Annotated in this window: 26 protein-coding genes; 19 read left to right on the top strand and 7 right to left on the bottom strand. The window is 66.5% G+C overall.

Features of this window, described 5'->3' with window-relative positions; genetic code table 11:
- Positions 1 to 81: 81 nt before the first annotated feature.
- From rpoE to recO, 9 genes are all read left to right on the top strand, one after another.
- Complete coding sequence (gene rpoE, locus ACVOMH_RS05980) at positions 82 to 702, top strand: RNA polymerase sigma factor RpoE (protein ID WP_054660742.1); 621 nt, start codon at positions 82 to 84, stop codon at positions 700 to 702.
- Positions 699 to 1,601: a sigma-E factor negative regulatory protein gene (locus ACVOMH_RS05985; RefSeq protein WP_481551354.1), complete on the top strand. Its 903-nt coding sequence runs from the start codon at positions 699 to 701 to the stop codon at positions 1,599 to 1,601. The genes rpoE and ACVOMH_RS05985 overlap by 4 nt, the downstream gene beginning before the upstream one ends.
- A gap of 126 nt (positions 1,602 to 1,727) precedes the next feature.
- The gene (locus ACVOMH_RS05990) at positions 1,728 to 3,245 is read left to right on the top strand and encodes a DegQ family serine endoprotease (RefSeq protein WP_481551355.1); all 1,518 of its coding nucleotides are present in this window, start codon (positions 1,728 to 1,730) and stop codon (positions 3,243 to 3,245) included.
- A 161-nt stretch (positions 3,246 to 3,406) separates the two neighbouring features.
- On the top strand, positions 3,407 to 5,200 hold the full coding sequence (gene lepA / locus ACVOMH_RS05995; protein ID WP_481523068.1) for a translation elongation factor 4: 1,794 nt from the start codon (positions 3,407 to 3,409) through the stop codon (positions 5,198 to 5,200).
- A gap of 46 nt (positions 5,201 to 5,246) precedes the next feature.
- On the top strand, positions 5,247 to 6,050 hold the full coding sequence (gene lepB, locus ACVOMH_RS06000; RefSeq protein WP_481523035.1) for a signal peptidase I: 804 nt from the start codon (positions 5,247 to 5,249) through the stop codon (positions 6,048 to 6,050).
- 44 nt (positions 6,051 to 6,094) lie between these two features.
- A complete protein-coding gene (locus ACVOMH_RS06005) occupies positions 6,095 to 6,472 on the top strand; it encodes a DUF4845 domain-containing protein (RefSeq protein WP_089153148.1) in 378 nt (125 codons plus the stop codon).
- Positions 6,462 to 7,139 carry a ribonuclease III gene (rnc, locus tag ACVOMH_RS06010; protein ID WP_057506522.1) on the top strand — a complete coding sequence of 226 codons (678 nt, stop codon included), beginning with the start codon at positions 6,462 to 6,464 and terminating at the stop codon, positions 7,137 to 7,139. The genes ACVOMH_RS06005 and rnc overlap by 11 nt, the downstream gene beginning before the upstream one ends.
- Complete coding sequence (gene era, locus ACVOMH_RS06015) at positions 7,136 to 8,038, top strand: GTPase Era (RefSeq protein ID WP_054658659.1); 903 nt, start codon at positions 7,136 to 7,138, stop codon at positions 8,036 to 8,038. The genes rnc and era overlap by 4 nt, the downstream gene beginning before the upstream one ends.
- Positions 8,039 to 8,071: 33 nt before the next feature.
- Positions 8,072 to 8,797 (top strand): DNA repair protein RecO, encoded by a 726-nt coding sequence (gene recO, locus ACVOMH_RS06020; RefSeq protein WP_481551356.1) that lies wholly within the window; start codon positions 8,072 to 8,074, stop codon positions 8,795 to 8,797.
- Positions 8,798 to 8,803: 6 nt separating this feature from the next.
- Here the strand turns inward: recO and ACVOMH_RS06025 are convergent, their stop codons facing one another.
- Positions 8,804 to 9,520, bottom strand: a complete 717-nt coding sequence (locus ACVOMH_RS06025) for an Hpt domain-containing response regulator (RefSeq protein ID WP_481551357.1) — start codon at positions 9,518 to 9,520, stop codon at positions 8,804 to 8,806.
- Positions 9,521 to 9,645: 125 nt separating this feature from the next.
- Between ACVOMH_RS06025 and rlmD the strand changes: the two genes are divergently transcribed.
- From rlmD to ACVOMH_RS06070, 9 genes are all read left to right on the top strand, one after another.
- Complete coding sequence (gene rlmD, locus ACVOMH_RS06030; RefSeq protein ID WP_481551358.1) at positions 9,646 to 10,986, top strand: 23S rRNA (uracil(1939)-C(5))-methyltransferase RlmD; 1,341 nt, start codon at positions 9,646 to 9,648, stop codon at positions 10,984 to 10,986.
- A gap of 3 nt (positions 10,987 to 10,989) precedes the next feature.
- Positions 10,990 to 11,493 (top strand): CYTH domain-containing protein, encoded by a 504-nt coding sequence (locus ACVOMH_RS06035; RefSeq protein WP_481551359.1) that lies wholly within the window; start codon positions 10,990 to 10,992, stop codon positions 11,491 to 11,493.
- Between the two features lie 24 nt (positions 11,494 to 11,517).
- The gene (locus ACVOMH_RS06040; RefSeq protein WP_481551360.1) at positions 11,518 to 12,213 is read left to right on the top strand and encodes a DsbA family oxidoreductase; all 696 of its coding nucleotides are present in this window, start codon (positions 11,518 to 11,520) and stop codon (positions 12,211 to 12,213) included.
- Between the two features lie 79 nt (positions 12,214 to 12,292).
- Positions 12,293 to 13,300 (top strand): beta-N-acetylhexosaminidase, encoded by a 1,008-nt coding sequence (gene nagZ / locus ACVOMH_RS06045; protein ID WP_481551361.1) that lies wholly within the window; start codon positions 12,293 to 12,295, stop codon positions 13,298 to 13,300.
- The gene (locus ACVOMH_RS06050) at positions 13,300 to 13,851 is read left to right on the top strand and encodes a hypoxanthine-guanine phosphoribosyltransferase (protein WP_054659156.1); all 552 of its coding nucleotides are present in this window, start codon (positions 13,300 to 13,302) and stop codon (positions 13,849 to 13,851) included. The genes nagZ and ACVOMH_RS06050 overlap by 1 nt, the downstream gene beginning before the upstream one ends.
- Before the next feature lie 125 nt (positions 13,852 to 13,976).
- The gene (locus ACVOMH_RS06055; protein ID WP_481551362.1) at positions 13,977 to 14,723 is read left to right on the top strand and encodes an S-methyl-5'-thioinosine phosphorylase; all 747 of its coding nucleotides are present in this window, start codon (positions 13,977 to 13,979) and stop codon (positions 14,721 to 14,723) included.
- A gap of 90 nt (positions 14,724 to 14,813) precedes the next feature.
- A complete protein-coding gene (gene cspE / locus ACVOMH_RS06060; protein ID WP_057506519.1) occupies positions 14,814 to 15,020 on the top strand; it encodes a transcription antiterminator/RNA stability regulator CspE in 207 nt (68 codons plus the stop codon).
- A 79-nt stretch (positions 15,021 to 15,099) separates the two neighbouring features.
- Positions 15,100 to 16,344 carry an FAD-dependent oxidoreductase gene (locus tag ACVOMH_RS06065; protein WP_083468477.1) on the top strand — a complete coding sequence of 415 codons (1,245 nt, stop codon included), beginning with the start codon at positions 15,100 to 15,102 and terminating at the stop codon, positions 16,342 to 16,344.
- Positions 16,345 to 16,401: 57 nt separating this feature from the next.
- Complete coding sequence (locus ACVOMH_RS06070; protein ID WP_481551363.1) at positions 16,402 to 18,042, top strand: acyl-CoA dehydrogenase family protein; 1,641 nt, start codon at positions 16,402 to 16,404, stop codon at positions 18,040 to 18,042.
- Here ACVOMH_RS06070 and ACVOMH_RS06075 read toward each other — a convergent pair whose 3' ends face one another.
- The 4 genes from ACVOMH_RS06075 to ACVOMH_RS06090 all read right to left on the bottom strand — a co-directional run bounded on the left by ACVOMH_RS06075 (position 18,043) and on the right by ACVOMH_RS06090 (position 22,080).
- The gene (locus ACVOMH_RS06075; RefSeq protein ID WP_481551364.1) at positions 18,043 to 19,740 is read right to left on the bottom strand and encodes a diguanylate cyclase; all 1,698 of its coding nucleotides are present in this window, start codon (positions 19,738 to 19,740) and stop codon (positions 18,043 to 18,045) included.
- A gap of 158 nt (positions 19,741 to 19,898) precedes the next feature.
- Complete coding sequence (locus ACVOMH_RS06080) at positions 19,899 to 20,294, bottom strand: hypothetical protein (RefSeq protein ID WP_481523045.1); 396 nt, start codon at positions 20,292 to 20,294, stop codon at positions 19,899 to 19,901.
- 147 nt (positions 20,295 to 20,441) lie between these two features.
- A complete protein-coding gene (locus ACVOMH_RS06085; protein WP_481551365.1) occupies positions 20,442 to 20,783 on the bottom strand; it encodes a hypothetical protein in 342 nt (113 codons plus the stop codon).
- Between the two features lie 121 nt (positions 20,784 to 20,904).
- Positions 20,905 to 22,080 (bottom strand): thiolase family protein, encoded by a 1,176-nt coding sequence (locus ACVOMH_RS06090; RefSeq protein ID WP_481551366.1) that lies wholly within the window; start codon positions 22,078 to 22,080, stop codon positions 20,905 to 20,907.
- 182 nt (positions 22,081 to 22,262) lie between these two features.
- On the opposite strand from ACVOMH_RS06090, the gene ACVOMH_RS06095 reads away from it, so the two are divergent.
- Complete coding sequence (locus tag ACVOMH_RS06095) at positions 22,263 to 25,127, top strand: S8 family serine peptidase (protein WP_481551367.1); 2,865 nt, start codon at positions 22,263 to 22,265, stop codon at positions 25,125 to 25,127.
- A 69-nt stretch (positions 25,128 to 25,196) separates the two neighbouring features.
- Here ACVOMH_RS06095 and ACVOMH_RS06100 read toward each other — a convergent pair whose 3' ends face one another.
- Together ACVOMH_RS06100 and ACVOMH_RS06105 are read right to left on the bottom strand one after the other, a co-directional pair.
- Positions 25,197 to 26,294 (bottom strand): Glu/Leu/Phe/Val dehydrogenase dimerization domain-containing protein, encoded by a 1,098-nt coding sequence (locus ACVOMH_RS06100; RefSeq protein ID WP_481551368.1) that lies wholly within the window; start codon positions 26,292 to 26,294, stop codon positions 25,197 to 25,199.
- 194 nt (positions 26,295 to 26,488) lie between these two features.
- Positions 26,489 to 26,893, bottom strand: coding sequence for a hypothetical protein (locus tag ACVOMH_RS06105; protein ID WP_054657520.1), 405 nt, complete (start codon positions 26,891 to 26,893; stop codon positions 26,489 to 26,491).
- Positions 26,894 to 26,900: the final 7 nt, after the last annotated feature.

The following is a 26,900-nucleotide window of genomic DNA, read 5'->3' on the forward strand; positions in this document are numbered from 1 at the left end:
CCGGCGAGGGGACTGAACTTTTACCGCGAGCAGCGGTCTCATTGCCCGACGTCGGTTGGGCTGACAGGAGTGCGGCCCGTTATGGCCGAGGTTGAAACACCGCAGGAGCTGGATCTGGAACTGGTCCGGCGTGTGCAGCGCGGCGAGAGTGCGGCATTCGATGTACTGGTGCGCAAGTACCAGCATCGGGTCATCGCGCTGATCGGGCGTTACATTGCCGACTGGAGTGAATGTCAGGACGTGGCCCAGGACACTTTCGTGCGCGCCTATCGCGCCATCGGGAATTTCCGCGGCGACGCCCAGTTCTACACCTGGCTGCACCGAATCGCGGTAAACACGGCGAAGAACTATCTGGCCGCGCACAACCGGCGACCGCCGACGGACGACATCGACATCGGGGATGCCGAACAGTTCGACAGTGGGACCCGCTTGCGCGATACCGATACGCCCGAACGCGAACTGATGCGGCAGGAATTGGAACAGACCGTGATGAAGGCGGTCGATGCGTTGCCCGAAGAGCTGCGCTCGGCCATTACGTTGCGAGAGGTGGAAGGTATGAGTTACGAGGAAATCGCGCAGAAGATGGGATGCCCGATCGGTACGGTGCGTTCGCGGATCTTCCGTGCGCGCGAGGCCATCGATGCCCAGCTGCGTCCTTTGCTGGATACGGCCAGCGCCACCCGTGAGCGGAGTCGCGCATGAACCCCGACAACCGTATTCCCGAGCTGATGGACCCCCCTGTCGACAAATTCCACGCCCACTACCGGCAGCAGCTGTCGGCGCTGGTGGACGGCGAATTGGCGCCCGATGAGGCGCGCTTCATGCTGCGGCGGATCGAGCATGACGGTGAACTTTCCGGCTGCCAGGAGCGCTGGCAGCTGCTGGGCGACGCGATGCGCGGCCAGGCCTGTGCGCCGGCTCCGGGCGATTTTGGCCTGAAGGTCCGCCAGGCGATCACGGCCGACATCGGCCAGTACGGCCCGGTCAGCATGGCGCCGCGGCAGGCGTCGCGCCGTGGTTGGGCGCGCTGGGGCGGTGGGGCAGCGTTGGCGGCATCGGTTGCCGCGGTGGCCCTGTTCATGGCCCGCGAGCAGCTGCCGGAAACGGCGATGCCCGACCCGGTGATCGCTACCACGGCACAGATCACCTCGCCGGCGGTACCGGCGGCGACCGGTCCTGCGCCGGGGGCGACCGATGCCGCTGCCTCGGTGGCCTCGGCTTCGGCTGTCGCCGTTGCCGCCGCCCGCCGTCAGGAGGCAACGCGTCGCGGCAGCGCCACGCGCAGCCGGCAATCGGCACGTGCCAGTGCGGTGCGCATGGCCGAGCCGCCGCAGCGGGCGATCGCCGCGGCACCGTCGCTGCCGGCAGTGACACCGATCTCACCGGTGCTGCGTCAGGATCCGTTCGGCAGCAGCGCCAACACCTTGCAAGCACGGCCTTGGCCGCGTTCTTCGGTGGCGCCATCGCTGGGGCAGGGAGCGCTCAATGCCAGCTTCCCCGCGCAGCAGGAACGGAGTGGAACGTTCTACCCGTTCGAGCCGCGGCTGCCCGAACAAGGGGCCGATACGGCCGAATTGCGCCGATTGTTGCCGCGCCAATGAGGGCGGGTTTGCGGCCGCGACCATCGCTGCCGCTGGCCGCTCAGAGGTCTTGCCGGCGTGCCGTCGCAGGCGCGCTGTCATCAGATGTTTCTTGCCGCTTTGACTGAATCGGAGACTCGCATTTTTATGACCCCTCATATTCCTACCAAGGTGTTCGGCCTGTTGGCGATGACGTTGCCGCTGGTGGCCTGTGCGCAGAGTCCGGCTCCGGTCGTGCCCACAGAACAGGTGGCGGCAGCCCGCAACTCAGCCCCCGCGCCGCAGATTGTCAGTGGCCTGCCTGATTTCACCCAGTTGGTCGACCAGGTCGGACCGGGTGTGGTCAACGTGGAAACCGTGATCGGCGCGCGACGCAACCCGCGGATGGCTGGCTCAGGTCCAGACATGGAGCAGATGCCGGAGTTCTTCCGCCGCTTCTTCGGCCCGGATTTCCAGATGCCGGGGCCGCAGGGTCCGGACAACGGGCCGCGCGGGCGCAGCATGGGCTCGGGGTTCATCATTTCCAACGACGGCTATGTGCTGACCAACCACCACGTCATCGATGGCGCCGAGTCGGTCAAGGTCAAGCTCAGTGATCGCCGCGAATTCACCGCCAAGGTGGTCGGCAGCGACGCCCAGTACGATGTGGCGCTGCTGAAGATCGAAGGCAAGAACCTGCCGACGGTGCGCGTGGGCGATTCCAATACGCTCAAGCCGGGCCAGTGGGTGCTGGCAATCGGCTCGCCGTTCGGCCTGGACCATTCGGTGACCGCCGGCATCGTCAGTGCCCTGGGGCGCAATACCGGTGGCCAGGAACAGCGCTATGTGCCATTCATCCAGACCGACGTGGCGATCAACCAGGGCAACTCCGGCGGCCCGTTGCTGAATACGCGTGGCGAAGTGGTCGGTATCAATTCGCAGATTTTCTCCGCCTCGGGCGGCTATATGGGCATCAGTTTCGCGATTCCCATCGATCTGGCGATGAATGCGGTGGAGCAGATCAAGAAGACCGGCAAGGTCAGTCGTGGCCAGCTGGGCGTGATAGTGGAAGAAGTGACCAGCGATATCGCGCAGGGCTTCAAGCTGCCTGACAGCCGGGGGGCGCTGGTCAACCAGATGGTGCCCGACAGCGCAGCGGCCAAGGCCGGCATCGAGGTGGGTGATGTGATCCGTTCGGTCAATGGCACCGAGATCAACACCTCCTCCGAGCTGCCGCCGCTGATTGGCGCGATGCCGCCGGGCAGCAAGGTGCGCATGGGCATCCTGCGTGATGGCAAGCCACGGGAGATCACCGTGACCCTGACCGAGCTGGCCGAGGATGCACAGCGTGCCGCCACAACCCCGGGCAGCGCCGACGAGGGCAAGCCGCAGGCCGGTGCCAACGCCCTGCTGGGGCTGGAAGTGGCGGACCTGACCGCCGCCGAGCGCCGCCAGCTGGGGCTGGAGGCGGGCGAGGGCGTGCGGATCACCGCGGTGAACAGCCAGGCCGCGCGTGAGGCGCGTCTGGTGCCGGGCATGGTGGTGCTGCAGGTGGGGCGCACCGCGGTAGGCAGTGTGGCCGCGCTGAACCGCGAGCTCGCCGGCTACAAGAAGGGGGATGTGGTCATGTTGCTGGTGCGGGCGGGCGCAAACAGCGCGTTTGTGGCGGTCCGGGCTGGGGATTGATCCCTTCCGAATACCTGCAGTACCGGACAGGAGCCGCCCTCGGGCGGCTCCTGTCGTTCAGCTGCCGGCCAAACCCTGTGCGAGGGCCGGCTCCGGCATGCGATAATGCCGCGTTATCCTGACGACGCCGCGCGCCGCCGCCACCTATGTCACACGATTCAATGCGGATGATCCGCAACTTCTCCATCATCGCCCACGTCGATCACGGCAAGTCCACCTTGTCCGATCGCATCATCCAGCTGTGCGGCGGTCTGACCGCGCGCGAGATGGAAGCGCAGGTGCTCGACAACAATCCGATCGAGCGCGAACGTGGCATCACGATCAAGTCGCAGTCGGTGTCGGTGCCCTACACGGCGCGCAACGGCCAGACCTACTTCCTGAACTTCATCGATACCCCCGGGCACGTGGACTTCTCCTATGAAGTCAGCCGCTCGTTGGCCGCCTGCGAGGGCGCGCTGCTGGTGGTGGATGCGGCGCAGGGCGTGGAGGCGCAATCGGTGGCCAACTGCTATACGGCCATCGAGCAGGGCCTGGAGGTGGTGCCGGTGCTGAACAAGATCGATCTGCCGACGGCCGACATCGATCGTGCCAAGGCCGAGATCGAGGCGGTGATCGGCATCGACGCCTCCGACGCGGTGGCGGTCAGCGCCAAGACCGGCCTGAACATGGAAGACGTGCTGGAAGCCATCGTGCACCGCATTCCGCCACCGGCCGACCGCGGCAGCGACAAGTTGCAGGCGCTGATCATCGACTCGTGGTTCGACAACTACCTGGGCGTGGTCTCGCTGGTGCGGGTGATGCAGGGCCAGATCAAGGCCGGTGACAAGATCCAGGTCATGTCGACCGGGCGTTGGCACCTGGTCGACAAGGTCGGCGTGTTCACTCCCAAACGCAAGGAAATGCCGGCCCTGCGCGCTGGCGAGGTGGGTTGGATCAATGCCAGCATCAAGGACGTCCATGGCGCGCCGGTCGGCGACACGTTGACCCTGCTGGCCGACCCCGCCCCGGAGCCGCTGCCCGGTTTCCAGGAAATGCAGCCGCGTGTGTTTGCCGGCCTGTTCCCGGTGGATGCGGACGATTACCCGGATCTGCGCGAGGCGCTAGACAAGCTGCGCCTGAACGACGCCGCGTTGCGCTTCGAACCGGAAAGCTCCGAGGCGATGGGCTTCGGCTTCCGCTGCGGTTTCCTCGGCATGCTGCACATGGAAATCGTGCAGGAGCGCCTGGAGCGCGAGTACAACCTCGATCTGATCAGCACCGCGCCGACGGTGATCTACGAGGTGCTCAAGAGCGATGGCAGCATCGTGATGATGGACAACCCGGCCAAGCTGCCGCCGATCAACCAGGTGGAAGAGATCCGCGAGCCGATCATCCGCGCTAACATCCTCACCCCCGAGGAACACATCGGCAGCATCATCAAGCTGTGCGAAGAGAAGCGCGGCAGCCAGATCGGTATCAACTACATGGGCAGCCAGGTGCAGATCAGCTATGAGCTGCCGATGGCCGAAGTGGTGCTGGACTTCTTCGACAAGCTCAAGTCGGTCAGCCGTGGCTATGCCTCGCTGGACTACCACTTCGTGCGCTTCGACGCCGGTCCGTTCGTGCGCCTGGACGTGCTGATCAATGGCGACAAGGTCGACGCGTTGTCGTTGATCGTGCACCGCAGCCATGCGGACCGCCGTGGTCGTGAACTGTGCGAAAAAATGAAAGACCTGATCCCGCGGCAGATGTTCGACGTGGCCATCCAGGCCGCAGTTGGCGCGCAGATCATCGCCCGTACCACGGTCAAGGCGATACGCAAGAACGTGCTGGCCAAGTGCTATGGTGGCGACGTTTCGCGCAAGAAGAAGCTGCTGGAGAAGCAGAAGGAAGGCAAGAAGCGCATGAAGCAGGTCGGCCGCGTGGAAATTCCGCAGGAGGCCTTCCTGGCCGTGCTGCAGATGGACAACAAGTAATCGGGCCTTGCCCCGGGCTGCGTCTTTGCAACGCTAAGGATGACGGATGAAATGGTTTGAAATCGCCCTGGTGGTATTGACGCTGGGTTCGGGCTTGGTGCTGTTGCTGGACAAGTGGTTTCTGGCCAAGCGCCGGGCCGCCAATGCCTCGTTGCTGGAGGGCGAAGAACCCGCGCTGGTCGATTACTCGCGGGCCTTCTTCCCGGTGCTGGCCGTGGTGCTGGTACTGCGCAGCTTCGTTGCCGAGCCGTACAAGATCCCGTCCAGCTCGATGATGCCCAACCTGCTGATCGGCGATTTCATCCTGGTCAACAAGTTCTCCTATGGTTTCCGGTTGCCGATCACCAACACCAAGATCATTCCGGTGGGCGAGCCCAAACGCGGCGATGTGGTGGTGTTCAAGCCGCCGCACGCGCCGGACCAGAACTGGATCAAGCGCGTGGTGGGTTTGCCGGGAGATCGCATCGGCTTCCACGGTGACACGCTGTCGATCAACGGCGAGCCGGTGACTTACCAGGCACTCGGCGAGTACATCGGCAAAGGGCGCGGTACGGAAATGACCGGTGCGGCCTTGCTCACAGAAAATCTGCCCGGGCGCACGCACACTGTTCTGGAATGGCTGGGGCGCGCCAGTCCGATGGGACAGGGGGACTGGGTGGTGCCGGACGGCCAGTACTTCGTGATGGGCGACAATCGCGACAACAGCGAAGACAGCCGTTTCTGGACCCAGACCCATTTCCTGCCGGAGCAGAATCTGCGCGGCAAGGCCTTCCTGATCTGGCTCAATTGTGAGGGCTGGTTCTGCAAGGGCAGCTTCGAACCGTCGCGGATCGGGACGGGAATCCAATGAGTTCACAACGCGTTTCTGGGGAGATCGCTATGAATCACAAGGCTATGAATCGCAAGCAGCGCGGTATGACGCTGACTTCGTTCCTGATGGTGCTGGCCGTTGTTGGCTTTGCGCTTTACATCGGCATGAAGCTGTTCCCGATGTATCAGGAATTTTACGCGGTGAAGGTCGCAATGAAGTCGCTGGCGAATGAGTCCGGCAGCGCGGACATGGATCCTGGCAAAGCGCAGGAGTTGTTCTTCAAGCGCATGGATATGAATTATTCCGATACGGTGAAGCGAGACAACATCAAGTTTGACCGTATCGAAGGCGGCTGGCGCATGAGCGTCAACTACGAGGTGCGTAAGGCGTTGATCGGCAATCTGGATATCGTCGGGCGCTTTGACAATTCTCAGGATCTGACAAAACGCGGTGCCGAATAAACCATTCCAGCGGGGTGATCTGATCGGTCACCCGTTCAAGGATCAGGGCTTGCTCAAGCAGGCCCTGACCCATCGCAGTGCCGGCGCTCCGCATAACGAGCGTCTGGAGTTCCTTGGCGACAGCATCGTCAATATGCTGATCGCCGAAGCGCTGTTCCTGCGCTGGCCCAAGGCCGACGAAGGTGCGTTGACCCGTGCCCGCGCCACCCTGGTCTGCGAAGGCGCGCTGGCAGTTGTCGCCCGTGCGCTGCAACTGGGCGAGCGCCTGACCCTGGGGCCGGGTGAAATGAAGTCCGGCGGGCACCGGCGCGACTCGATCCTGGCAGACACCGTGGAGGCCGTGGTGGCCGCTATCTACCTGGATGCTGGATTCGAGGCCTGCCGTACCCGGGTGCTGCCCTGGTTCGAGGCCGCGCTGGCCGCCGTGCCGGTGAACAAGCCGGAAAAAGATCCCAAGACCCGCCTGCAGGAGTGGTTGCAGGCCCGGCAGAAGACACTGCCGGTATACGAGCTGGTATCGGAGACCGGCGACGACCATGCCAAGCACTTCCATGTGCGTTGCAGCGTGGCTGACCCTGCCGTGGCGACTGAAGGCGAAGGCACTTCCAGGCGGCTGGCCGAACAACAGGCGGCCGCGGCCGCGATCGAGCAATTGGATTCGAAGTGAACGACTCATCCTCCCATCGTTGCGGCAGTGTTGCCGTCATCGGTCGCCCCAATGTGGGCAAATCCACCCTGACCAATGCCCTGGTCGGGGCCAAGATCAGCATCGTCTCCAACCGTCCGCAGACCACGCGCCATCGGTTGCTGGGCATTGCCACGTTCCCGGAAGGGCAGCTGGTGCTGGTTGACACCCCGGGCCTGCATCGCCAGCAGAAGCGGGCGATGAACCGGGTGATGAACCGGGCGGCGCGCAGCTCGCTGGAAGGTGTCGATGCCGGCTTGCTGGTGATCGAGGCCGGGCGCTGGGACGAAGAGGACACGCTGGCCTTCAACGTGCTGCGCGACGCCGGTATCCCGGTGGTGCTGGTGGTCAACAAGGTCGACCGGATGAAGGACAAGGGCGCGCTGCTGCCGTTCCTGCAGCAGATCACCGAAGGCCGTGATTTTGCCGCCGTGCACCCGGTGTCCGCGCTCAAGCGCAATGGGCTCGAGCAGCTGGTGAAGGATCTGCTGAAGCTGGTCCCGGAAGCGCCGCCAATGTTCGGCGAGGATGAAATCACCGATCGCAGCCAGCGCTTCCTTGCCGGTGAGCTGGTGCGCGAACAGCTGATGCGTCAGCTCGGTGAGGAGTTGCCCTACGCCACCACCGTGGAAATCGAGCGCTTCGCCGAAGATGGCAATCTGCTGCGTATCGGTGCGGTGATCTGGGTCGAGCGCGAGGGGCAGAAGGCCATCGTGATCGGCAAGGGCGGCGCGCGCCTGAAGGACATCGGTGCCAAGGCCCGGCAACAGATGGAGCGTCTGTTTGATGCCAAGGTGTTCCTGGAAACCTGGGTGCGCGTGCGCGAAGGCTGGTCCGATGACGAGGCCGCGCTCAAGGCATTCGGTTACGGCGACAACTGAGGCACAAGCGTGATCGCCCGCCGGTGATCGTCCATGCGGATCGATGACGAACCCGCCCATGTGCTGCATGCGCGGCCGTGGCGCGAGACCAGCCTGCTGGTCGAGGTGCTGACCCGCGAGCACGGCCGGCTGGGCCTGCTCGCGCGCGGCGTACACGGTCCGCGCAAGCAGGTATTGCGCGCCGCATTGCAGCCCCTGCAATACATCCGTTTCGATGCGGTCATGAAGGGCGAGCTGGCGCAGTTGCGCCGTGCGGAAAGCCAGGACGCCGCGCCGCGGCTGCTGGGGCCGGCGATGTTGGCCGGGTTCTATATCAGCGAACTGGTCCTGCGCCTGGCACCTCGCCAGGACCCGCTGCCCGAGCTCTATGAGGCCTATGCAATGGTGCGCTCCCGCTTGGGAGGCAGCGAGCCACTGGCGTGGTCATTGCGGCGCTTTGAGCGGGATCTGCTGGAAGCGCTGGGTGTCGGCTTTGACTGGCAGTACACGGCCGAGGGGCAGCCGGTCGAGCCGGCTGCCCGTTACCGGCTGGACCCGCAAGGCGGGCCGCAGCGATTGCTCAGCGAGCGCAGTACCGGCGAGCGGCGCCATCTGGCTACCGGCGCGGCATTGCTGGCCTTGGCCGAAGACCGCATCCCGGCGCCAGATGATCTGTCGAGCCTGCGCCCGCAGATGCGTGCGGTGCTGCTGCATCATCTGGGCGGGCGTGGCCTGAAATCGTGGGAGATGCTCGGTGATCTGAACGCCCGCCGCGATTGACCTGACTCAGTGCAGCAACGCGTCCACCGCGGTGGCGAACTGCTGCCGCGCCACCTGCGAATCAGGGGCCTGCTGCAACTGGCGTACCGCCCGGCCCAGTCGCGATGCACCGACAAATCCGCAGCTGGCCTGCAGGCGATGCAGCTGGGAGCGCAGCATCGCCTCATCGTGCTGCTGGCAGGCCGAGACCACGGCATCCCGGGTCGTGGGAAGCTCGCTGAGGAACAGGTCGCGCAGCGCGTTCAGGTGTTCGCGCTGACCGTTGAGCGCGCTCAGTGCCGCGGTTTCGTCCCAGTCCGAAGCCGATTCCTCACTGACGAAACTGGCATCGTCGCCGCCCCGGGCGAGCGTGCGGCGCACGGTTTTGAGCAGCGTTTCGCGGCTCATGGGTTTGATCAGTGTTTCGCAGAATCCTGCCTGGCGCAGCCGCTGGCCGGCCGTCGCGGAGGCGTCCGCGGTGTGCGCCACGGCCGGCACTCCCGGATGGATTTCACGCAAGCGCCTGAGCAGGGCCGGACCGTCGCCGTCGGGCAGATTCACATCGATCAGCCACAGGTCGTGGCGCACAGCCGCGCTGCGCTGCAGGGCGCTGGCGAACGAATCGGCGATATCCACGTGGGCCGGCAACGACTCCAGTGCGGCCTGGAAAAATCCCTGGCTGGTCATGTCGTCCTCGACCAGCAGCAAGCGGGGAATGGTTGTCCCCTGATCATGCGTATTCATATGGCTGCCTCCATGTCAGCTGCAGGTTGCATCTTAGCGAGGCGTGAGCCAGCCGCAAGCGACGGGAGTCCGTTTGTGCCGCATCTGCGACAATACGCCCCCTTTTGCGCGCAGCCGTTTGCCACGTGGCCCGATCCAGAACCCCCCGCATAGACAAAACGCCGTTCCAGACCGACATCCTCGACCTGAGCCACGATGGCCGTGGCGTGGCCCGCCGTGAAGGCGAGGGTGGCAAGGTGACCTTCATCAGCGGCGCGTTGCCGCAGGAAACGGTGATGGCCGAGCAGACCGGCAAAAGCCGGCACTTCGATGAGGCCCGCACCGTGGAGGTGCTGACGGCATCGCCGCATCGCGTTGAGCCGCGTTGTCCGCATTTCGGTGTTTGTGCCGGCTGCGTGCTGCAGCACCTGGACGAGTTGCAGCAGATCGTTGCCAAGCAGCGTGTGCTGATGGACAACCTGGAGCGCATCGGCCATGTGAAGCCCGGTACCGTGCTGCCGCCGCTGGCCGGCGACAGCTGGGGCTATCGCCGCAAGGGCCGCTTCTCGGTGCGGCGGGTGGAGAAAAAGGACAAGACCCTGGTGGGTTTCCGTGAACTGGATCCACGGTTTGTCGCCGATCTGGAGCAATGCCTGACGGTGATTCCGGAAATCGGCACCAAGGTGTCGGCGCTGTCGACCTTCATCGAGACGCTGGACGGCAAGCGCGATATCCCGCAGATCGAGTTCATCGGTGGCGATGCCGCCATCGCCCTGACCATTCGCCACCTGCAGCCGCTGTCCGACGCTGACACGCAGGCGTGGATCGCGTTCGGTCAGGAGCACGGCTTTGCGATCTACCTGCAATCCGGCGGTCTGGAGACAGTGCAGCCGCTGTGGCCGGCCGACGGTGTGGCGCTGTCCTTCGCGCTGCCGCAGTGGAATGTGGAATTGGCGTTCCGTCCGCTGGATTTCATCCAGGTCAACGCCAAATTGAACCAGCAGATGATCGCCCACGCGCTCACGCTGCTGGATGCGCAGCCGGATGAACGCGTGCTCGACCTGTTCTGCGGGCTGGGCAACTTCACCCTGCCGCTGGCGCGCACGGTGCGTGAAGTGGTGGGCGTGGAAGGCGAGGCCGGGCTGGTCGCACGCGCCAAGGAAAACGCGCAGCGCAACGGTCTGGACAACGCGCAGTTCTACGCCGCCGACCTGACCCAGGACCAGCGCCACACGCCATGGATGAAGCAGGGGTTTGACAAGCTGCTGCTGGACCCGCCGCGTTCGGGCGCCATCGATGTGCTGCAGCAGCTGCCACTGAAGCAGTTCAAGCGCATCGTGTATGTCAGCTGCCATCCCGGCTCGCTGGCACGTGATGCCGGCTATCTGGTCAACGAACAGGGCTTCACCCTGGTCAGTGCCGGGGCGATGGACATGTTCCCGCACACCGCCCATGTGGAAAGCATTGCCGTGTTCGAGAGGAAGTAAGCCGTGGGCATCGAGATTGAGCGCAAGTTCCGCGTCCGCGGCGATGGCTGGCGCGCTGCGGCGCATGCGGTGATCCCGATGGCGCAGGGCTACCTCAACGACGTCGGGGCGATGGACAGTGGTGCGCAGAAGGCTTCGGTGCGCGTGCGCATCCAGGGCGAGGCGGCCTACCTGAACATCAAGTCGCGCGAGCTGGGCCACACCCGTCAGGAGTTCGAATACCCGGTGCCGGTGGGTGAGGCGCGCGAGCTGCTGGCGCTGTGCGTCGGGGGCCTGATCGACAAGCGCCGGCATCTGGTCCGTCACGACGGCCTGTTGTGGGAAGTGGATGAGTTTCTCGGCGAAAACGCCGGGCTGGTGGTGGCCGAGGTCGAGCTGGAGAGCGCCGACCAGGTGTTCGACAAGCCCGATTGGGCCGGCGCCGAAGTCACCGACGAGCTGCGCTACTACAACCTGGCGTTGGCCTCGCGTCCGTATGCGCAATGGAGCGCTGAAGAGCGCGGCTGATACCGCCGATCAAAGGAAACCGTCATGCGTATCGATATCTGGTCCGACGTGGTCTGCCCCTGGTGCTGGATCGGCAAGCATCGCTTCCAGCGCGGGCTTGAGCTGATGGGCGAAAACGCACCGCCGGTGGAGGTGCACTGGCACCCGTTCCTGCTCGATCCCGATGCCGATGCCACCCCCGTACCGCTGCGCGAGGCCTATGCGGCCAAGTTCGGCGGGGCCGAACGCACCGCGCAGATGCTGGCGCAGACCCAGGCGGCCGCGCGTGCCGAAGGGTTGCCGATGGATTTCGAGCAGGGCCAGGTGCGGGTGACCACGTTGCCGGCCCATCGTCTGCTGTGGCTGGCGGGCCGCGAAGGCGTGCAGGAGCAAGTGGGCGAGGCGTTGTTCCATGCCCACTTCGCGCAGGGCCGCAATCTGGCCGATCCACAGGTGCTCGCCGGCGCTGCGGCGGCGGGCGGCATCAGCGCCGTGCGGGTCCAGCAATTGCTCGATTCGGACGAGGGGCTGGCCGAAGTGCGTGCCGGGCTGGGTCAGGCGCAGGCGCTGGGTATCCGGTCGGTGCCGACCTTCGTCATCAATGGCCGCTATGCGGTGCAGGGCGCCCAGCCACCGGAGGCGTTCGCCGAGGTGCTGGCCAAGGTCGCCGCCGAGCGGGCCCCCGCCGTTGCGCCGGGCCAGGATGAATCGGGTTGCGGGCCGGACGGCTGCAGTATCTGAGCGCGGAGTCTGACGTGGCGGGCGCCATCTGCGACAATGCGCCGCTACGCCGCGGTTTGCGGCGAACTGGAGCCCCCGCATGCTTTTGATCGGCGTCGCCGGCACTGAACTGACCGCGCAGGAGCGCGGCTGGCTGCAGCATGATGCGGTCGCCGGCGTGGTGCTGTTCAAGCGCAATTTCGCCTCGCGTGCGCAGGTGGTCGAGCTGACCTCGGCCATCCGCGCCGCGACCACGCGTCCGCTGCTGCTGGCGGTAGACCAGGAGGGCGGCCGGGTGCAGCGCTTCCGCGAAGGCTATAGCGATCTTCCGCCACTGGACGGGCTGGGCAAGCTGCATGCCACCGATCCGGCGGCCGCGCTGGCGCTGGCCGAGCAGCATGCCTGGCTGATGGCCAGCGAGATCCGCGCCAGCGGCATCGACCTGAGCTTCGCCCCGGTGGTGGACGTGGGCCACGGCAATCTGGCCATTGGCAACCGCGCCTTTGCCGAAGATCCGCAGGTGGTCGCGGCACTGACCGCGGCCTATGTGCGCGGCATGCATGCCGCCGGCATGGCCGCCACGCTCAAGCATTTTCCCGGTCACGGCACGGTGCGCGAAGACACCCATGTCGACACCGCGATCGATCCGCGTCCGCTGCACGAAATCGAAGCCCACGACCTGCTGCCGTTCCGCGCCGGCATCGCCGCCGGGGCCGATGCGGTGATGATGGCCCATGTCATCTACCCGCAGGTCGCCCCCGAGCCGGCCGGCTATTCGCCGCGCTGGATCAACCAGATCCTGCGCGAGCAGATGGGCTTCCGCGGCGTGGTGTTCTCCGACGACATCGGCATGGCGGCCTCGTTCGCGGCCGGGGGCGTCAAGGGCCGGGTCGATGCCCATCTGGATGCCGGTTGCGATGTGGTGCTGGTCTGCCACCCGGAACTGGTCGAAGAATCACTGCAGGCCGTGAGCGGCCGCAGCCTCAATACCGCCGCGCTGCTGGGCCTGATCGCCCATGGCGCACTGGCATGGGGCGGCCTGCTGGCCGATGCCCGCCATGGCGATATCCGTAACCGTTTGCTTGAAACCCTTGGAAGAACCGCCTGATGTCCAAACTCACTCTTGAACAAGCCGTGGCCCAGGCCGATCTGCTGGTCGACCGTCCCACCATCGACGCCGCCATCGCCGCCATTGCCGATGCCATCGCCCGCGACTACAAGGGCGAAGTCCCGGTGTTCCTGTCGATCATGAATGGCGCGCTGCCGTTCGCCGGCCAGCTCGCGCTGGAGCTGGGCGCACGCGGCCAGGACGCCCAGTTCGATTACATGCAGGCCTCGCGCTACCACGGCGAGAATGGCGGCGAGCTGGTGTGGAAGCACCGCCCGGTCAGCGCCCTGTTCGGCCGTCGCGTGCTGCTGGTCGATGACATCCTCGATGAAGGCTTCACCCTGCAAGGCGTGCGCCAGTGGTGCATCGAGCAGGGCGCCACCGACGTGCGCATCGCCGTGCTGACGGTGAAGAAGCACGACCGCTGCCTGTCGGACGTCAAGGCCGATTATGCCGGGATCGAACTGCCGGACCGTTTCGTGTTCGGTTTCGGCATGGACGTCAGCGAAGCGCTGCGTCCGCTGCCGGCCATCTACGCGATGAAGGAATAAGACCGCGCTGTGCGGGCACCCGGTGCCCGCCGTGCGAGGAAGGGGCGCAGTGGCGCTGCCGGAGATGACGTCTGGCCGCCATCGCCGCGCCAGACGTCATGATTGAAATGCATCAGGAAACAAGCATGGAACATATCGCCCTGGCGGTGATCGGTGGCACCGGTGTCTACACGCTGGCCGCACTGGATGAGGTGCAGACCCACGAGGTGCAGACCGCCTACGGCGCGCCGTCCGGCCCGGTCCGGGTCGGCCTGTTGAACGGCCAGCGCGTGGCATTTCTGGCCCGTCACGGCGAGGGCCATTCGATCCCGCCGCACAAGATCAACTACCGCGCCAACCTGGCCGCGCTCAAGCGGCTCGGGGCCACGCGAGTGTTGGCGTTGAACACCGTCGGTGGGATCACCGATAACTTCGGGCCGCGCGTGCTGGCCTGCCCGGACCAGCTGATCGACTACACCTGGGGCCGTATTTCCACGCTGTGCGAAGAGGACGGCAGCGACGTGCTGCACGTGGATTTCGGCCATCCGTACACGCCTTCGTTCCGTGCCCGGGTGCTGGCGGCGGCCAAGGCCACGGGTGTGGTGATGCAGGACGGCGGCTGCTACGGCGCCACCCAGGGACCGCGCCTGGAAACCAACGCCGAAATCGCGCGGATGCGCCGTGATGGCTGCGATCTGGTCGGCATGACCGGTATGCCCGAGGCCGGCCTGGCCCGCGAGCTGGGGCTGGAATACGCCTGCCTGGCCATTGTCGCTAACTGGGCGGCAGGTTGCGGCGAGGCCGAGGAAATCACCATGGCCGAAGTGCTGGCCAACGTTGAAGCCGCCTCGGCGGGTTTGCCGACTTTGGTGGGTGAATTGGCCCGGGGGTGATTGTCATCCCGCCTTAAGGTTTGCATACTCCGTTTGTGCGCTTCATTCAGCGTGCATCAATCCATTCATCGAACAAGGTCTCGCATCACCATGCCGAACGGTACCGTCAAGTGGTTCAACGACGCCAAGGGATTTGGCTTCATCTCACCGGAGGACGGCAGCGCCGACGTCTTCGCGCATTTCTCCGCGATCAATTCCAAGGGCTTCCGCAGCCTGCAGGAAGGCCAGCGCGTCAGCTATGACGTGACCCAGGGCCCGAAGGGTGCCCAGGCTTCGAATATCACGCCGGCCGAGTGATTCACCCGGTTGCGCTGGAAAACCCCGCTGCGGCGGGGTTTTTTTTTAGTCGCCCACGCTGGCGATGACAAGGACGGAAATGCGTAAAGCGTTGGATATCGCCATCGTCGGTTATGGCACGGCCGGGCAGGCGCTGGCGGTGTTGCTCACCCGCGATGGGCACCGGGTGCAGGTGTTCGAGCAGGCGGCCGCGCCCGGACCGGTAGGCGCAGGCTTCCTGCTGCAGCCCAGCGGATTGCAGGCGCTGTGGCAGATGCAGCTGCTGCCGCAGGTGCTGGAACATGGCGCGGTGGTGCGCCGCCTGTATGGCGAGACGCCGTGCGGACGCGCGGTGATGGACATGCGCTACGCCGGGCTGGATGCACGCCTGTGTGGCATCGGCATGCAGCGCGGCGCGTTGTTCTCGCTGCTGGATGCCGCGTGGGCCGGGCGCGAGGCGTTGCATGTCGACAGCCGCATCACCGCGATCGACGACTCGCTGCGGCGGGTGCAGGACCACCACGGCCGCTGGCATGGCCCATTCGATCTGGTGATCGCCACCGACGGTGCGGCCTCGGCACTGCGCGCGCAGGTGCAGGGCACCCGGCTGGATCGCGTCTATCCGTGGGGCGCGCTGTGGTGCCTGTTGCCGCGCGGCGGCTGGCCGCATGGCGATGAGCTGCGCCAGCGCTATGTGGCCGCGCGCAAGATGATCGGGTTGCTGCCGGTGGGCACCCGTCCGGGCGATGCCGAGCCACGGCTGAGTTTCTTCTGGAGCCTGCCGCGCGAGCAGTTCCCGGCCTGGGAACAGGCCGGGCTGGAACCGTGGCTGGAAGAGATCGGCACGCTGTGGCCGGAGGCGCGCGAGCGCTTGCAGCATGTCACGATGCAGTCCCAGCTGGCACGGGCCAGCTATCGCGATGCGGTAATGGAGCGCTGGTACCGCGGCCGGCTGGTGCTGGCCGGTGATGCGGCGCATTCGATGAGTCCGCAGCTGGGGCAGGGGGTGAACATGGCCCTGCTCGATGCGGTGGCGCTGCGCGATGCGCTGCGTGCGGAGCACGGCGTGGATGCCGCGCTGGCCCGCTACCAGGCCCAGCGCAAGGCGCACGCCTGGCTGTACCAGTTCTGGAGCCGCTGGCTGACGCCGATCTTCCAGTCCGACCGCGATTGGGTGGCCCGCACCCGTGACGTGCTGTTCCAGCCGATGGGGCGGCTACCGGGCGGTCGCGGCCACATGCTGCGGGTATTGAGCGGAACCCAGCAAGGCCTGTTCGGCAAGCTGCCGCTGGCGCCGGACTTCATCCAGGCGCTGGCGCTGTCGGCGGGAAAACCGGCCGCGTAACCCGGCGGCCCCGGCGTTGCGGCAGAATCGGGCCGACACTGTCACCCGGGCATCGCCATGGCTACGCCACCGTTTGAGACCCACGTGGTCCAGAACCAGCCGCCCCCGTTCGACGGGCGCAATCTCTGGCGCGATGATGCGGCGTTGCGCGAAGCGGTGGCCCGCGAGGGCGCCGCGCCGTTTGCCGGGGTACTGGACGGCTATGGGGCGCTGGCCGGCGGTGAGCTGTACCGGCTGGGGTTCGATGCCAATGGCCAGCGGCCGCGGTTGCGTACGCATGATGCGCAGGGACATCGGATCGACCATGTCGAGTTCCATCCGGCCTATCACCGGCTGATGGACGTGGCCAAGACCCAGGGCGTGGCAGGGCTGTCCTGGCATTGGCCGCAGCCCGGCGCGCACGTGGCGCGTGCGGCGTTGAGCTATCTGCATCACCAGGCCGAAGCCGGCACCAGTTGTCCGCTGACGATGACCCACGCCGCGGTGCCGGTACTGCGGCAGGTGCCGGCGCTGGCCGACTGGGCCGCCAAGGCGGCCGCGCCGTTCTACGATCCGCGTGATGTGCCGGTCAGTGAGAAGGCCGGTATCACCCTCGGCATGGGCATGACCGAGAAGCAGGGCGGCTCGGACGTGCGCAGCAACACCACCAGTGCCACTGCCTTGGCGACCGACGGCGAGTACCGGCTGGTCGGCCACAAGTGGTTCTTCTCCGCGCCGATGTCCGATGGCTGGCTGGTGCTGGCGCAGGCGCCGGGCGGCCTGAGCTGCTTCCTGATGCCACGCCGCCTGCCCTGCGGGCGGCGTAACGATTTCCGCCTGATGCGGCTGAAGGACAAGCTTGGCGACTGGGCCAATGCTTCCAGCGAGGTCGAGTTCTGCGGCGCGTGGGCACAGCGGGTGGGCGGTGAGGGACGCGGCGTGGCCACCATCATCGAGATGGTGATGCTGACACGGCTGGATTGCATGCTCGGCTCGGCGGCGCAGATGCGCATGGCGCTCGCGCAGGCGCTGCATCACGCCCGGCACCGGCGCAGCTTCGGCAAACGGCTGGTCGAGCATCCGTTGATGGCCAATGTGCTGGCCGATCTGGCGCTGGAATCGGAGGCGGCCACCACCTTCGCGCTGCGGGTGGCAGGGGCGGTGGATGCCGCCGGGCACGATCCCGCCGAGGCGGCGTTGGCGCGCATCGCCACGGCGCTGGGCAAGTTCTGGATCTGCAAGCGCGCGCCGGCTTTCATCAACGAGGCACAGGAGTGCCTGGGCGGCGCGGGCTATGTCGAGGAGTCGATGCTGCCGCGGCTGTACCGCCAGGCGCCGCTCAACTCGATCTGGGAGGGCAGCGGCAACCTGCAATGCCTGGATGTCCTGCGTGCGTTGGGCCGGGAGCCGGCGACGCGGTCGGCGCTGCTGCACGAACTGGCGCAGGGGCAGGGGCGCCATGCCGGCTATGACAGCGCGGTGCAGCGTGTCCGTTCGATGCTGGTCGAAGCGCTGCCCGGCGAGGGCGTCGCGCGGCAGCTGTCGGCCATGCTGGCTACGCTGTTGCAAGCGGCCGCGTTGCTGCGCGCGGGCAGCCCGGTCGCGGCGGCATTCATTGAAGCCCGCTGGGGCGCCGGCGTGTCGATGCCGTGCTACGGGGCCTTGCCCGCGCACCTGCCCATTGCCGGGATACTGGCCCGGGCCTTGCCTGCAGACTGATCAGCCCGCGCCATCCAGATTTCCATCAAAGCGCACCACCTGGTTGCGGCCGGTGCGCTTGGCCCGGTACAGCGCTGCGTCGGCCTTGCGCAGCAAGGTGAGGCCGGCCACGCCGTCGTACGGGTAGGTGGCCACCCCCAGCGAGATGGTGATCGGCGGCAGGGTTTTGCCATTGAAGGGGACCGACAGCTGGGACACCGCCAGTCGCAGTTCTTCGGCATGCCGCTCGGCGGCCACGCCATCGGCTTCGGGCAGGATCAGGGTGAATTCCTCGCCGCCGTAGCGGCAGGCGATGTCCTCGCCGCGCAGGCGCGAGGAGAACAGCTGCCCCAATGCCGCCAGCAGGGCATCACCGCCGCTGTGGCCCTGGGTGTCGTTGAAATTCTTGAAGTGGTCCACGTCCAGCATCAGCACCGATAGTGGCAGCGCGCGGCGTCCGCAACGGGCCAGTTCGCGGGTCAGGGATTCTTCCAGATAGCGCCGGTTGTACAGCCCGGTCAGCGGATCGCGGATGGACTGCAGCCGCAGCGATTCGCGCAGGCGCAGGTTGCTCAATGCCAGCGACAGCTGTTCCATGGCCGATTCGGCGATGGCCAGGCGCGGCAGCGGCCCGGGGCCTGGCCCACACAGGAACAGGAAGCCGATCTGGGCGCCCTGCGCCGACATCGGAATGCAGGCCGTGGCAACGCACTCGCTTGCCGCCGGCCGGGCGATGTGCGGGCAGTTGGCGTCGCGGCGCAGATCGTCAGCCAGATGGGGCTGGCCGCGGCGGATCGCCCAGCAGTCGCCCGGCGCCAGGAACGCGGCGGTCTCCACCTGCGGGGTACCCCAGCTGACGATGCTCTCGGCACGATCATTGGAGGCGCGCAGCAGGTAGACCGAACCGGCAGTGTCAGGCAGCAGCGCTTCCAGCGTGCGCGCGGTGATTTCCAGTGCCTCCTCCGGATTGGCGCAGCTCTGCAGCAGGCCCGTGTAGCGGCCCAGCGTCTGCAGGTCGGTGCTGGCGCGTTCCATCTGTTCCAGGTTGGCACTCAATTGCAGGCTGGCGCTGGCGGCGCGCTGCTCCGCGCGGCTGCGCCGGTTCAATTCCGAAAGCAGGATGGCGTAGACCGACACCACCACGATCAGGCCGAACGGAATGCCGGCCAGGGCCAGGCCCAGCAGCAGGTCGGCACTGCGGCGGGAGCTGGCCGCGCGCTGCACCAGCATCGCCTGCTCCACGTTCACCATGGTCAGTGCCTGCTCACGGATCGCGCTGGTGGTGCGGAACGCGTTCTGGGTGATCGCCGCCCGCGCCGGTTCCAGGCCCTGCTGGTCGTAGATGTCCACCACGCGCTGGATCTGCGACAGCCGCCGTTGCACCAACGCTTCAAGCGTGCGGGCGCTTTGGGCCTGGGGGGGATTGTCGGCCACCGCCTTGATCAGGTTCGACAGCAGCACCGGGACCCGTTCGACGCTGATCTGGTAATCGAGCAGATACGCTTCGCTGCCGGTCAGCAGATAGCCGCGCTCGGCCGACTCGGCATCCAGCACGCGTGCCTGGATCTCGTCGATCCGGCCGATAACTTCATGGGTATGCGCCACCAGCGCCGCATCGGCGATGAAATGCCGTGCGCCGACAAAAACGCCAATGCCGATGCCGATGAAAACCAGTGCGGAAAATGCCAGCGCAACTTTGCTGCCTTTACTGTGCTGCATTGCTACCTTGACCGGGAAATAAGTGGATCGACAGGGCATCCACTAGGCGGCGAACCGGTCCAGGCCCGGATACCGTGGTATCCGGCAGGTGGAACGAAGGTGCGTGCAGCAAGGTGGCCACGCGCCATTCCGGAAGGAATGGGCGCGTGGCCAGTCTATCAATGCTTGGCCTCGTTGGCCTTCTCGCGCGCGTCCTTGGCCACTTCCTCGGCGTGATCGGCCGCCTTCTTGGCGGCCTCGGCCGTGGCGGCCGTAGCATCTGCGGCGGCTTCCTTGGCGGCCATGCTGGCGTCATCGGCCGCCCTTGCGGTCGCATCGGCGGCTTTATCCAGGGCCTGTTTCGACTCGGCGGCCGCTTCGCGGGTAGCGGCGGCGGCGCGGTCGGCGGCGTTGTCTGCTGCTTGCGCAGCCGATTCGCCGGCGTTGCGTGCGGCATCGGCCGCGTGATCCGCCGCCGCGGCGGCCTCGCGCTTGGCCTGCTCTGCGTTGGGATCGTTGCAGGCTGCCAGTGCCAGCACCAGACTGCCTGCCAGCAGCGGAACAAGAATCTTCATTGCGCTCTCCTGTGTCGGGGATGACGCAGTCAGCCTAGGCGAGCGCGGATTCAGATTGTGTCAATGCATCCGCACCGGAACGCCAGGCAAAAAAAAGCCGCTGGCGAACCAGCGGCTTTTTTCAGACTCGCTTTGAAGAAGAAGTTATTACTTCTTGGCTTCTTCAGCAGCGTCCTTGGCCTGGGCAGCCACGTCTTCAGCAGCCTTGGCGGTGTCGGCAGCAGCGTCGGCAGCAGCGTCGGTGGCGGCGCCAGCGGCGTCGGCAGCGGCGGCACCGGCGGTGTCGGCAGCGGTGGCGGCGGTGTCAGCAGCAGCCTGGGCAGCGTCAGCGGTGGCGTCGCCAGCAGCAGCAGCCTGGTCAGCAGCGACCTGGGCTTCAGCAGCAGCCTGGTTTGCGTCGGCAGCAGCGTCAGCAGCCTGTTCCTGCTTCGAGCAGGCAGCCAGAGCCAGGCCCAGGGTCATAGCGATCAGCAGCTTGTTGATGCTCATTTGTGAATCCTCGTCGTGAAATTAGGCAACGCGCCATTGCGCGCCGGGAACATGATGACAATCCCATTTGGGCTGTCAAGCGACTCCGCATTCATATTTGCGAAAGTCTGAAATTTTCCAATCAGATCAATTCGATGGCGATAGCGGTTGCTTCGCCACCGCCAATGCAAAGCGATGCGACGCCACGCTTGAGGCCGCGTGTGCGCAAGGCGTTTACCAGCGTAACCACCAGTCGGGCACCGGATGCGCCGATCGGATGGCCCAGCGCACAGGCCCCGCCATTGACGTTGACCTTGGCATGCGGAATGCCCAGTTCGCGGATCGGCGCCATGGCCACGACGGCGAATGCCTCGTTGATCTCGAACAGGTCCACCTCGGCGATATCCCAGCCGGCTTTTTCCAGCACTTTGCCGATCGCGCCGATCGGGGCGGTGGTGAACCACTCCGGTTCCTGCGAGAAGGTGGCATGTGCGGCGATGCGGGCCAGCGGCTGCACACCCCGCCTGGCGGCGTCGTCGGCCGACAGCAGCACCACGGCGGCGGCACCGTCGGAAATGCTCGAGGAACTGGCGGCGGTGACGCTGCCGTCCTTCTTGAATGCTGGACGCAGAGTCGGGATCTTGGCGACGTCCGACTTGCCCGGCTGTTCGTCCTGATCGAATTCAACTTCACCCTTGCGGGTGGCGACCTTCACCGCGACGATCTCGTCGTTGAACGCACCGCTGGCCTGTGCGGTCTGGGCGCGCTTGACCGATTCGATCGCGTAGGCGTCCTGCTCTTCGCGGCTGAAGCCGAACTTGGCCACCGCCGCTTCGGCGAACACGCCCATCGACTGGCCGTCGTAGGGATTGGTCAGACCGTCCCAGGCCATGTGATCCACGGCCTGGAAGTTGCCGTAGCGGTTGCCGGTGCGCGAGTTCGGCAGCATGTGCGGGGCGTTGGACATCGATTCCATGCCGCCGGCGACCACGATGCTGGCCGAGCCGGCCTTGATCAGGTCATGGCCGAGCATGATCGCCTTCATGCCCGAGCCGCACACCTTGTTGAGGGTGGTGGCGCCGGCGCTGGTCGGCAGACCGGCGGCCAGCGAAGCCTGGCGGGCGGGTGCCTGGCCCAGGTTGGCCGGCAGCACGCAGCCCATGATCACTTCGCAGACATCGGCGGCGGGGATGCCGGACTGCGCCATCGCGGCGCTGATGGCGGTCGCGCCGAGGGTCGGGGTGGGGACGCCGTTGAACTGGCCAAGGAAGGAGCCAATAGCGGTGCGCTTGGCGGCGGCGATGACGATGTCGGACATGGGCAATCTCGGTTATACCTTGCGGCAATTATCGAATGTCTCCGGATGTCCGCCCATTGGACCAACGGCACATCCCGGGAGACAGCGGATTGTCGTTGCAGTATAGATGTTCGCCATCGCGCGGCCGGCGGCCGGCAAGACCTGAATTGGCAATAGCAACCAACTGGGGAGTGGGGCTGGGAATGAACAGCAAGGTGTGGGGACGCAATGTGTTGGCCAGCGCGCTGGCGTTGGTGCTGGGCGCCTGCGGAGGGGGCGGTGGAACCAAGCCCACGCCGCCGGTATCGCCGCCGCCTAGCGCGCCACCGCCGACAACCCCGCCACCGACAACTCCGCCACCGCCCACACCTCCTGCGCCGCCACCGCCCACGCCGCAACCGGCGATGGATGCGCATCTGGCCCTGACAAATGCCAAGGCCGCGCAGGCGATGGGGCTGACCGGTGCCGGCTACCGGATCGGCGTGATCGATTCGGGGGTGATGCGCAACCACCCGACGCTGGCCGGGCGTGTGGTCGCCAACTATTTCTATCTGGACCCGGCCAAGAACAACGCCAATATCGACGACGTGGTCGGGCATGGCACCACGGTGGCGCAGCTGGCCGCCGGTGCGGCGGCCGGACAGTGGCCCGGGGGTATCGCACCGGGCGCGCAGATCGTGTCGGCGCGGATCATCGCCGACAAGGCGCCGGTCGATGACGGCTCCGGCCAGGGCAACGAGGTCACCGGCGCACTGGGGCTGGCGCCGATCCACGACGACCTGATCCGCGCCGGCGCGCGCATCATGAACAACTCCTGGGGCGGGCTGTACTGGACCCGCACTTCCGCCACCGCGCCGATCGCCGCCGAGTACCGGCCCTTCATCACCAGCAACGACGGTCTGGTGGTGTTCGCCACCGGCAACGAATCGCGGCCCAATCCCTCCGACATGGCAGCGCTGCCGAGCAAGGCCGGCACCAATGGCACGCTGCCGGCGGCCGACCTGGAGCGCGGCTGGCTGGCGGTGGCGGCGGTGGATACGGCCAATCCGGACAAGCTGGCTTACTACTCCAACGCCTGCGGCGTGGCGAAGAGCTACTGTCTGGTGGCGCCGGGCACCGCGCTGTTCATCGGCCACCAAAGCACCGCCGGCAATCTGCAGTACTTCTACGGCAGCGGCACCTCGTATGCGGCGCCGCTGGTGTCCGGAGCGGCGGCGCTGGTGTGGCAGGCCTTCCCGTATTTCAACAACGATCTGGTGCGGCAGACCCTGCTGGGCACCGCCACCGACCTGGGCGAGGCCGGGCCGGACGCGGTGTTCGGCTATGGCCTGTTGAACGTGGGCAAGGCGGTCAATGGCCCGGGCAAGTTCGACTGGGGCGATGTCACCGTCAACCTGGCCGGCAGCTCGACCTGGAGCAACCCCATCACCGGCAGCGGTGGCCTGGTCAAACGCGGCAGCGGCACCCTGGTGCTGGGGCACGCGGGTCTGCCTCTGGATTACACCGGCACCACCCGCATTCAGCAGGGCACGCTGGCGGTGGCCGGCGATCTGCGCGCCTCCGACGTCATCGTCGAGAACGGCGGTCGCCTGGCCGGCACCGCATGGCTGGGGAAGAACCTGAGCAACGCCGGCATCGTGGAAATCGACAGCGCCGGTGCGGCGCAGGGCGGTATCCGCATCGAAGGCGATTACACCCAGCAGGCCGGCGGCCGGCTGGACCTGACCGTCGGCTATGGCCAGCTGCTGGTCAAGGGCCAGGCCACGCTGCAGGGTGGCGGCCTGCACGTGCTCGGGGTGCGTAGTGGTTATGTGCATCAGGCGCGCGAGTACGTGTTGACCGCCGATGGCGGACTGAGCGGCACCTTCGATGCACTGACCTCCGCACCGGGCGTGCTGCTGACCGCCGTGCCGGGCTACAGCGCGAACCAGGCATGGCTGGATATCAGCCGGCTGGATGTCACGGCCGCAGCCTTGTCGATGCGCAGCATCACCCCGCAGGCGCTGGGCGCGGCCGTGCGCGTGGAATCGGCCTTCCAGCAGATCGATGCCCAGCAGGGCCGCGGGACCGGGCCGATCGCCGACGGGGTCATCCGTGGCGCCGGCGCGATCCAGCGCAGTCCCAGCGAGCAGGCCGCCGCAGCCACGCTGCGCAGCCTCTCCGGCGAAGCCCATGCCACCGCCACGGCGATGACCTTCGACAGCATCGACATGAACCGTCGCGCGCTGTCGGCGCAGTTCGACGAGCAGGCCGGCGCTGCGGCAACCGGCGGGGCGTGGATGCGTTCGCTCGGCAGCGGCGGGCAGGGCGGCTATCTGGGCAGCGACTACAGCGTCGGTGGCTGGATGCTGGGGCGCGAGGCGTCACTGGGCAGCAACGCGGTGCTGGGCTTCGCCTTCGGTGAAACCCGCGCCAACACCACCGCCGGCATCGCGCAGGACCGCAGCCGTGACCGCCAGACCCAGAGCCAGCTCTATGCCGGTTGGCACCACGACAGCGCCTATGTGCTGGGCCAGGCCGGCTTCGGCCAGTACCAGCGCGAACTGGACCGCGGCCTGCTGCTCGGTGGCGAACGCGCCGGCGTGCAGGCCCGCTATGGCGGCCGCTTCCTGTCCGGCGGCGTCGAGGCCGGCTACCGCTTCGGCCACGGCGCGGCCACGCTGACCCCCTATCTGGGGGCCGAATACACCCGCATCGACAGCGATGCCTTCCACGAGCAGGGTGGCTACGGGTTCGGCCTGCGCGCCAATGACTGGAGCAGCCAGCGCACGCAGGCCCTGGCCGGGCTGCGCGGCCAGCACCAGTGGCGTGGCTTGGCACTCAATGGCTACGTCGAATGGCAGCAGGCGGTGTCGAGCGAGGGCCTGAGCCTGCGCACCGGCTTTACCGGGGTCGATGCCTGGGCGCCGCTGGACGGCCTGCAGCCGGCGCGCTCGGGCGGCCTGTTCGGGGTGTCGGTGGACACCTGGCTGACGCGCAACGCCCGGCTGTCGTGGGGCTATGACCAGCGCTTCGGCCCGCGCGGCGACAACCGGCAGCTGTCGCTGCGCCTGCAGCAGGCGTTCTGAGGTTGCTGTAGCGGGCAACAAAAAAGGCGGGCGATCGCTCGCCCGCCTTTTTCCGTATCAGCCCACGCTCTACTCGCCGCGCAGGCGGTTCATGCGTGGCGTGGCACGGCCCATCGGCATCTTCAGCTTGCCGATGGCCTCGATCCGGGCTTCGGCGATCCGGTCGGCCGCGCGCTGTGGCGAGATGCCCTCGCGCTCGGACTGGTCGAAGATCTTGCCCAGGTTGTGATAGATGGTGCGGATCTGCCGCATCGCCCGCTCGCGGTTGTAACCGTCGATTTCCAGCGCCACATTCATCACGCCGCCGGCATTGACCGCGTAGTCCGGCGCCCACAGCACGCCACGCTTGAACAGTTCATCGCCCACCGCATGGCTGGCCAGCTGGTTATTGGCGGTGCCGCAGATCACCTTGGCCTTGAGCCGGTCCAGCGTCTCCAGGCCGATGCCACCTTCCATCGCGCACGGCGCGAACACGTCGGCGGCCACGTCGTAGATCGCATCGGGCTTGACCGCCTCGCAGCCGTATTCGGTCACCGCGCGCTGCACCAGCACCGGGTCCAGGTCGGTCACGTAGAGCTTGGCGCCGCGCTCGCGCAGCAGCTTCACCAGCTCCATGCCGATATGGCCCAGGCCCTGCACCGCGATGCTGACCTTGCCCACTTCCTCATGGCCGAACTTGCGGTTGAGGGAGGCCATCAGCGCCTGCAGCGCGCCGTAGGCGGTGAACGGCGCCGGATCGCCGGAACCGCCATGGGCCTGGTGCACACCGGTCACGAAACCGGTTTCCAGGTAGATGTTCTCCATGTCGTTGACGTCGGTGCCCACGTCTTCGGCGGTGATGTAACGCCCGCCCAGCGCCTCGACCTGGCGGCCGAACGCGCGCAACAGCACCTCGCTCTTGTCGACCTTGGGGTCGCCGATGATCACCGCCTTGCCGCCGCCCACATTCAAGCCGGCCAGCGCGTTCTTGTAGGTCATCGTGCGGCTGAGCCGCAGCACATCACGCAGCGCATCGTCGGAGCTGGCATAGGGGCGCATGCGCACGCCACCCAGTGCCGGGCCGAGCGTGGTGTTGTGGATCGCGATGATGGCCTTCAGGCCGGCGTCGCGGTTGTGGCAGAACACGACCTGTTCGTGGCCAGAGGTCTCGAGGGTTTCGAAAAGCATGGAAGCTCCGATTGCGCTACTGCGGCAACGTCCGTGATCGTGCAGCCAAATGGCGGTCCATAAAACAAAAATGCGACGTCGTCGGGGTGAGTGACTTGGTCGCGGGCGCCATTCTAAAGCATTCCCTCCGAAGCGATGTCTACGGGCCGTCCGGGAGGCCGCCCCGGCCGCGCTGGCCGGGGCGGCCTGTCACCTCAGGGGCAGTAACGCGACAGCTCCGGCAGGCCGGCGCGCAGCGTGGCCCAGCCCATGCCCAGATTGGTACGGCGCCCGGTGATCAGCATCGCCAGCATGTGCTTCTTTTCCGGCAGCACGCTCATGAAGTGATAGGTGCGTTCGGTGGACATCTGGATCTCCTGGATCATCCGCATCGATTCGTCGCCGCGATGCTGGGAAATCATGTCTTCCACCACCCGCACGTTGCGGCCGCGGAACATCTCCACCGAGGCGGCGGCCACCGCGTCCAGATAGGCCTCGGTGAGGTGGGTGGCGCGGTTGTGGATACCCAGCAGCAGGCCGGACTCCAGGTCGATCAGGGCACAGGCCAAACCGTCGTCCACTTTTTCGAGGATGGTCTGGCAGGTCTGGGAGAGGCTCATCGGGTGA

This window comes from Stenotrophomonas sp. STEN013, from assembly GCF_056760355.1.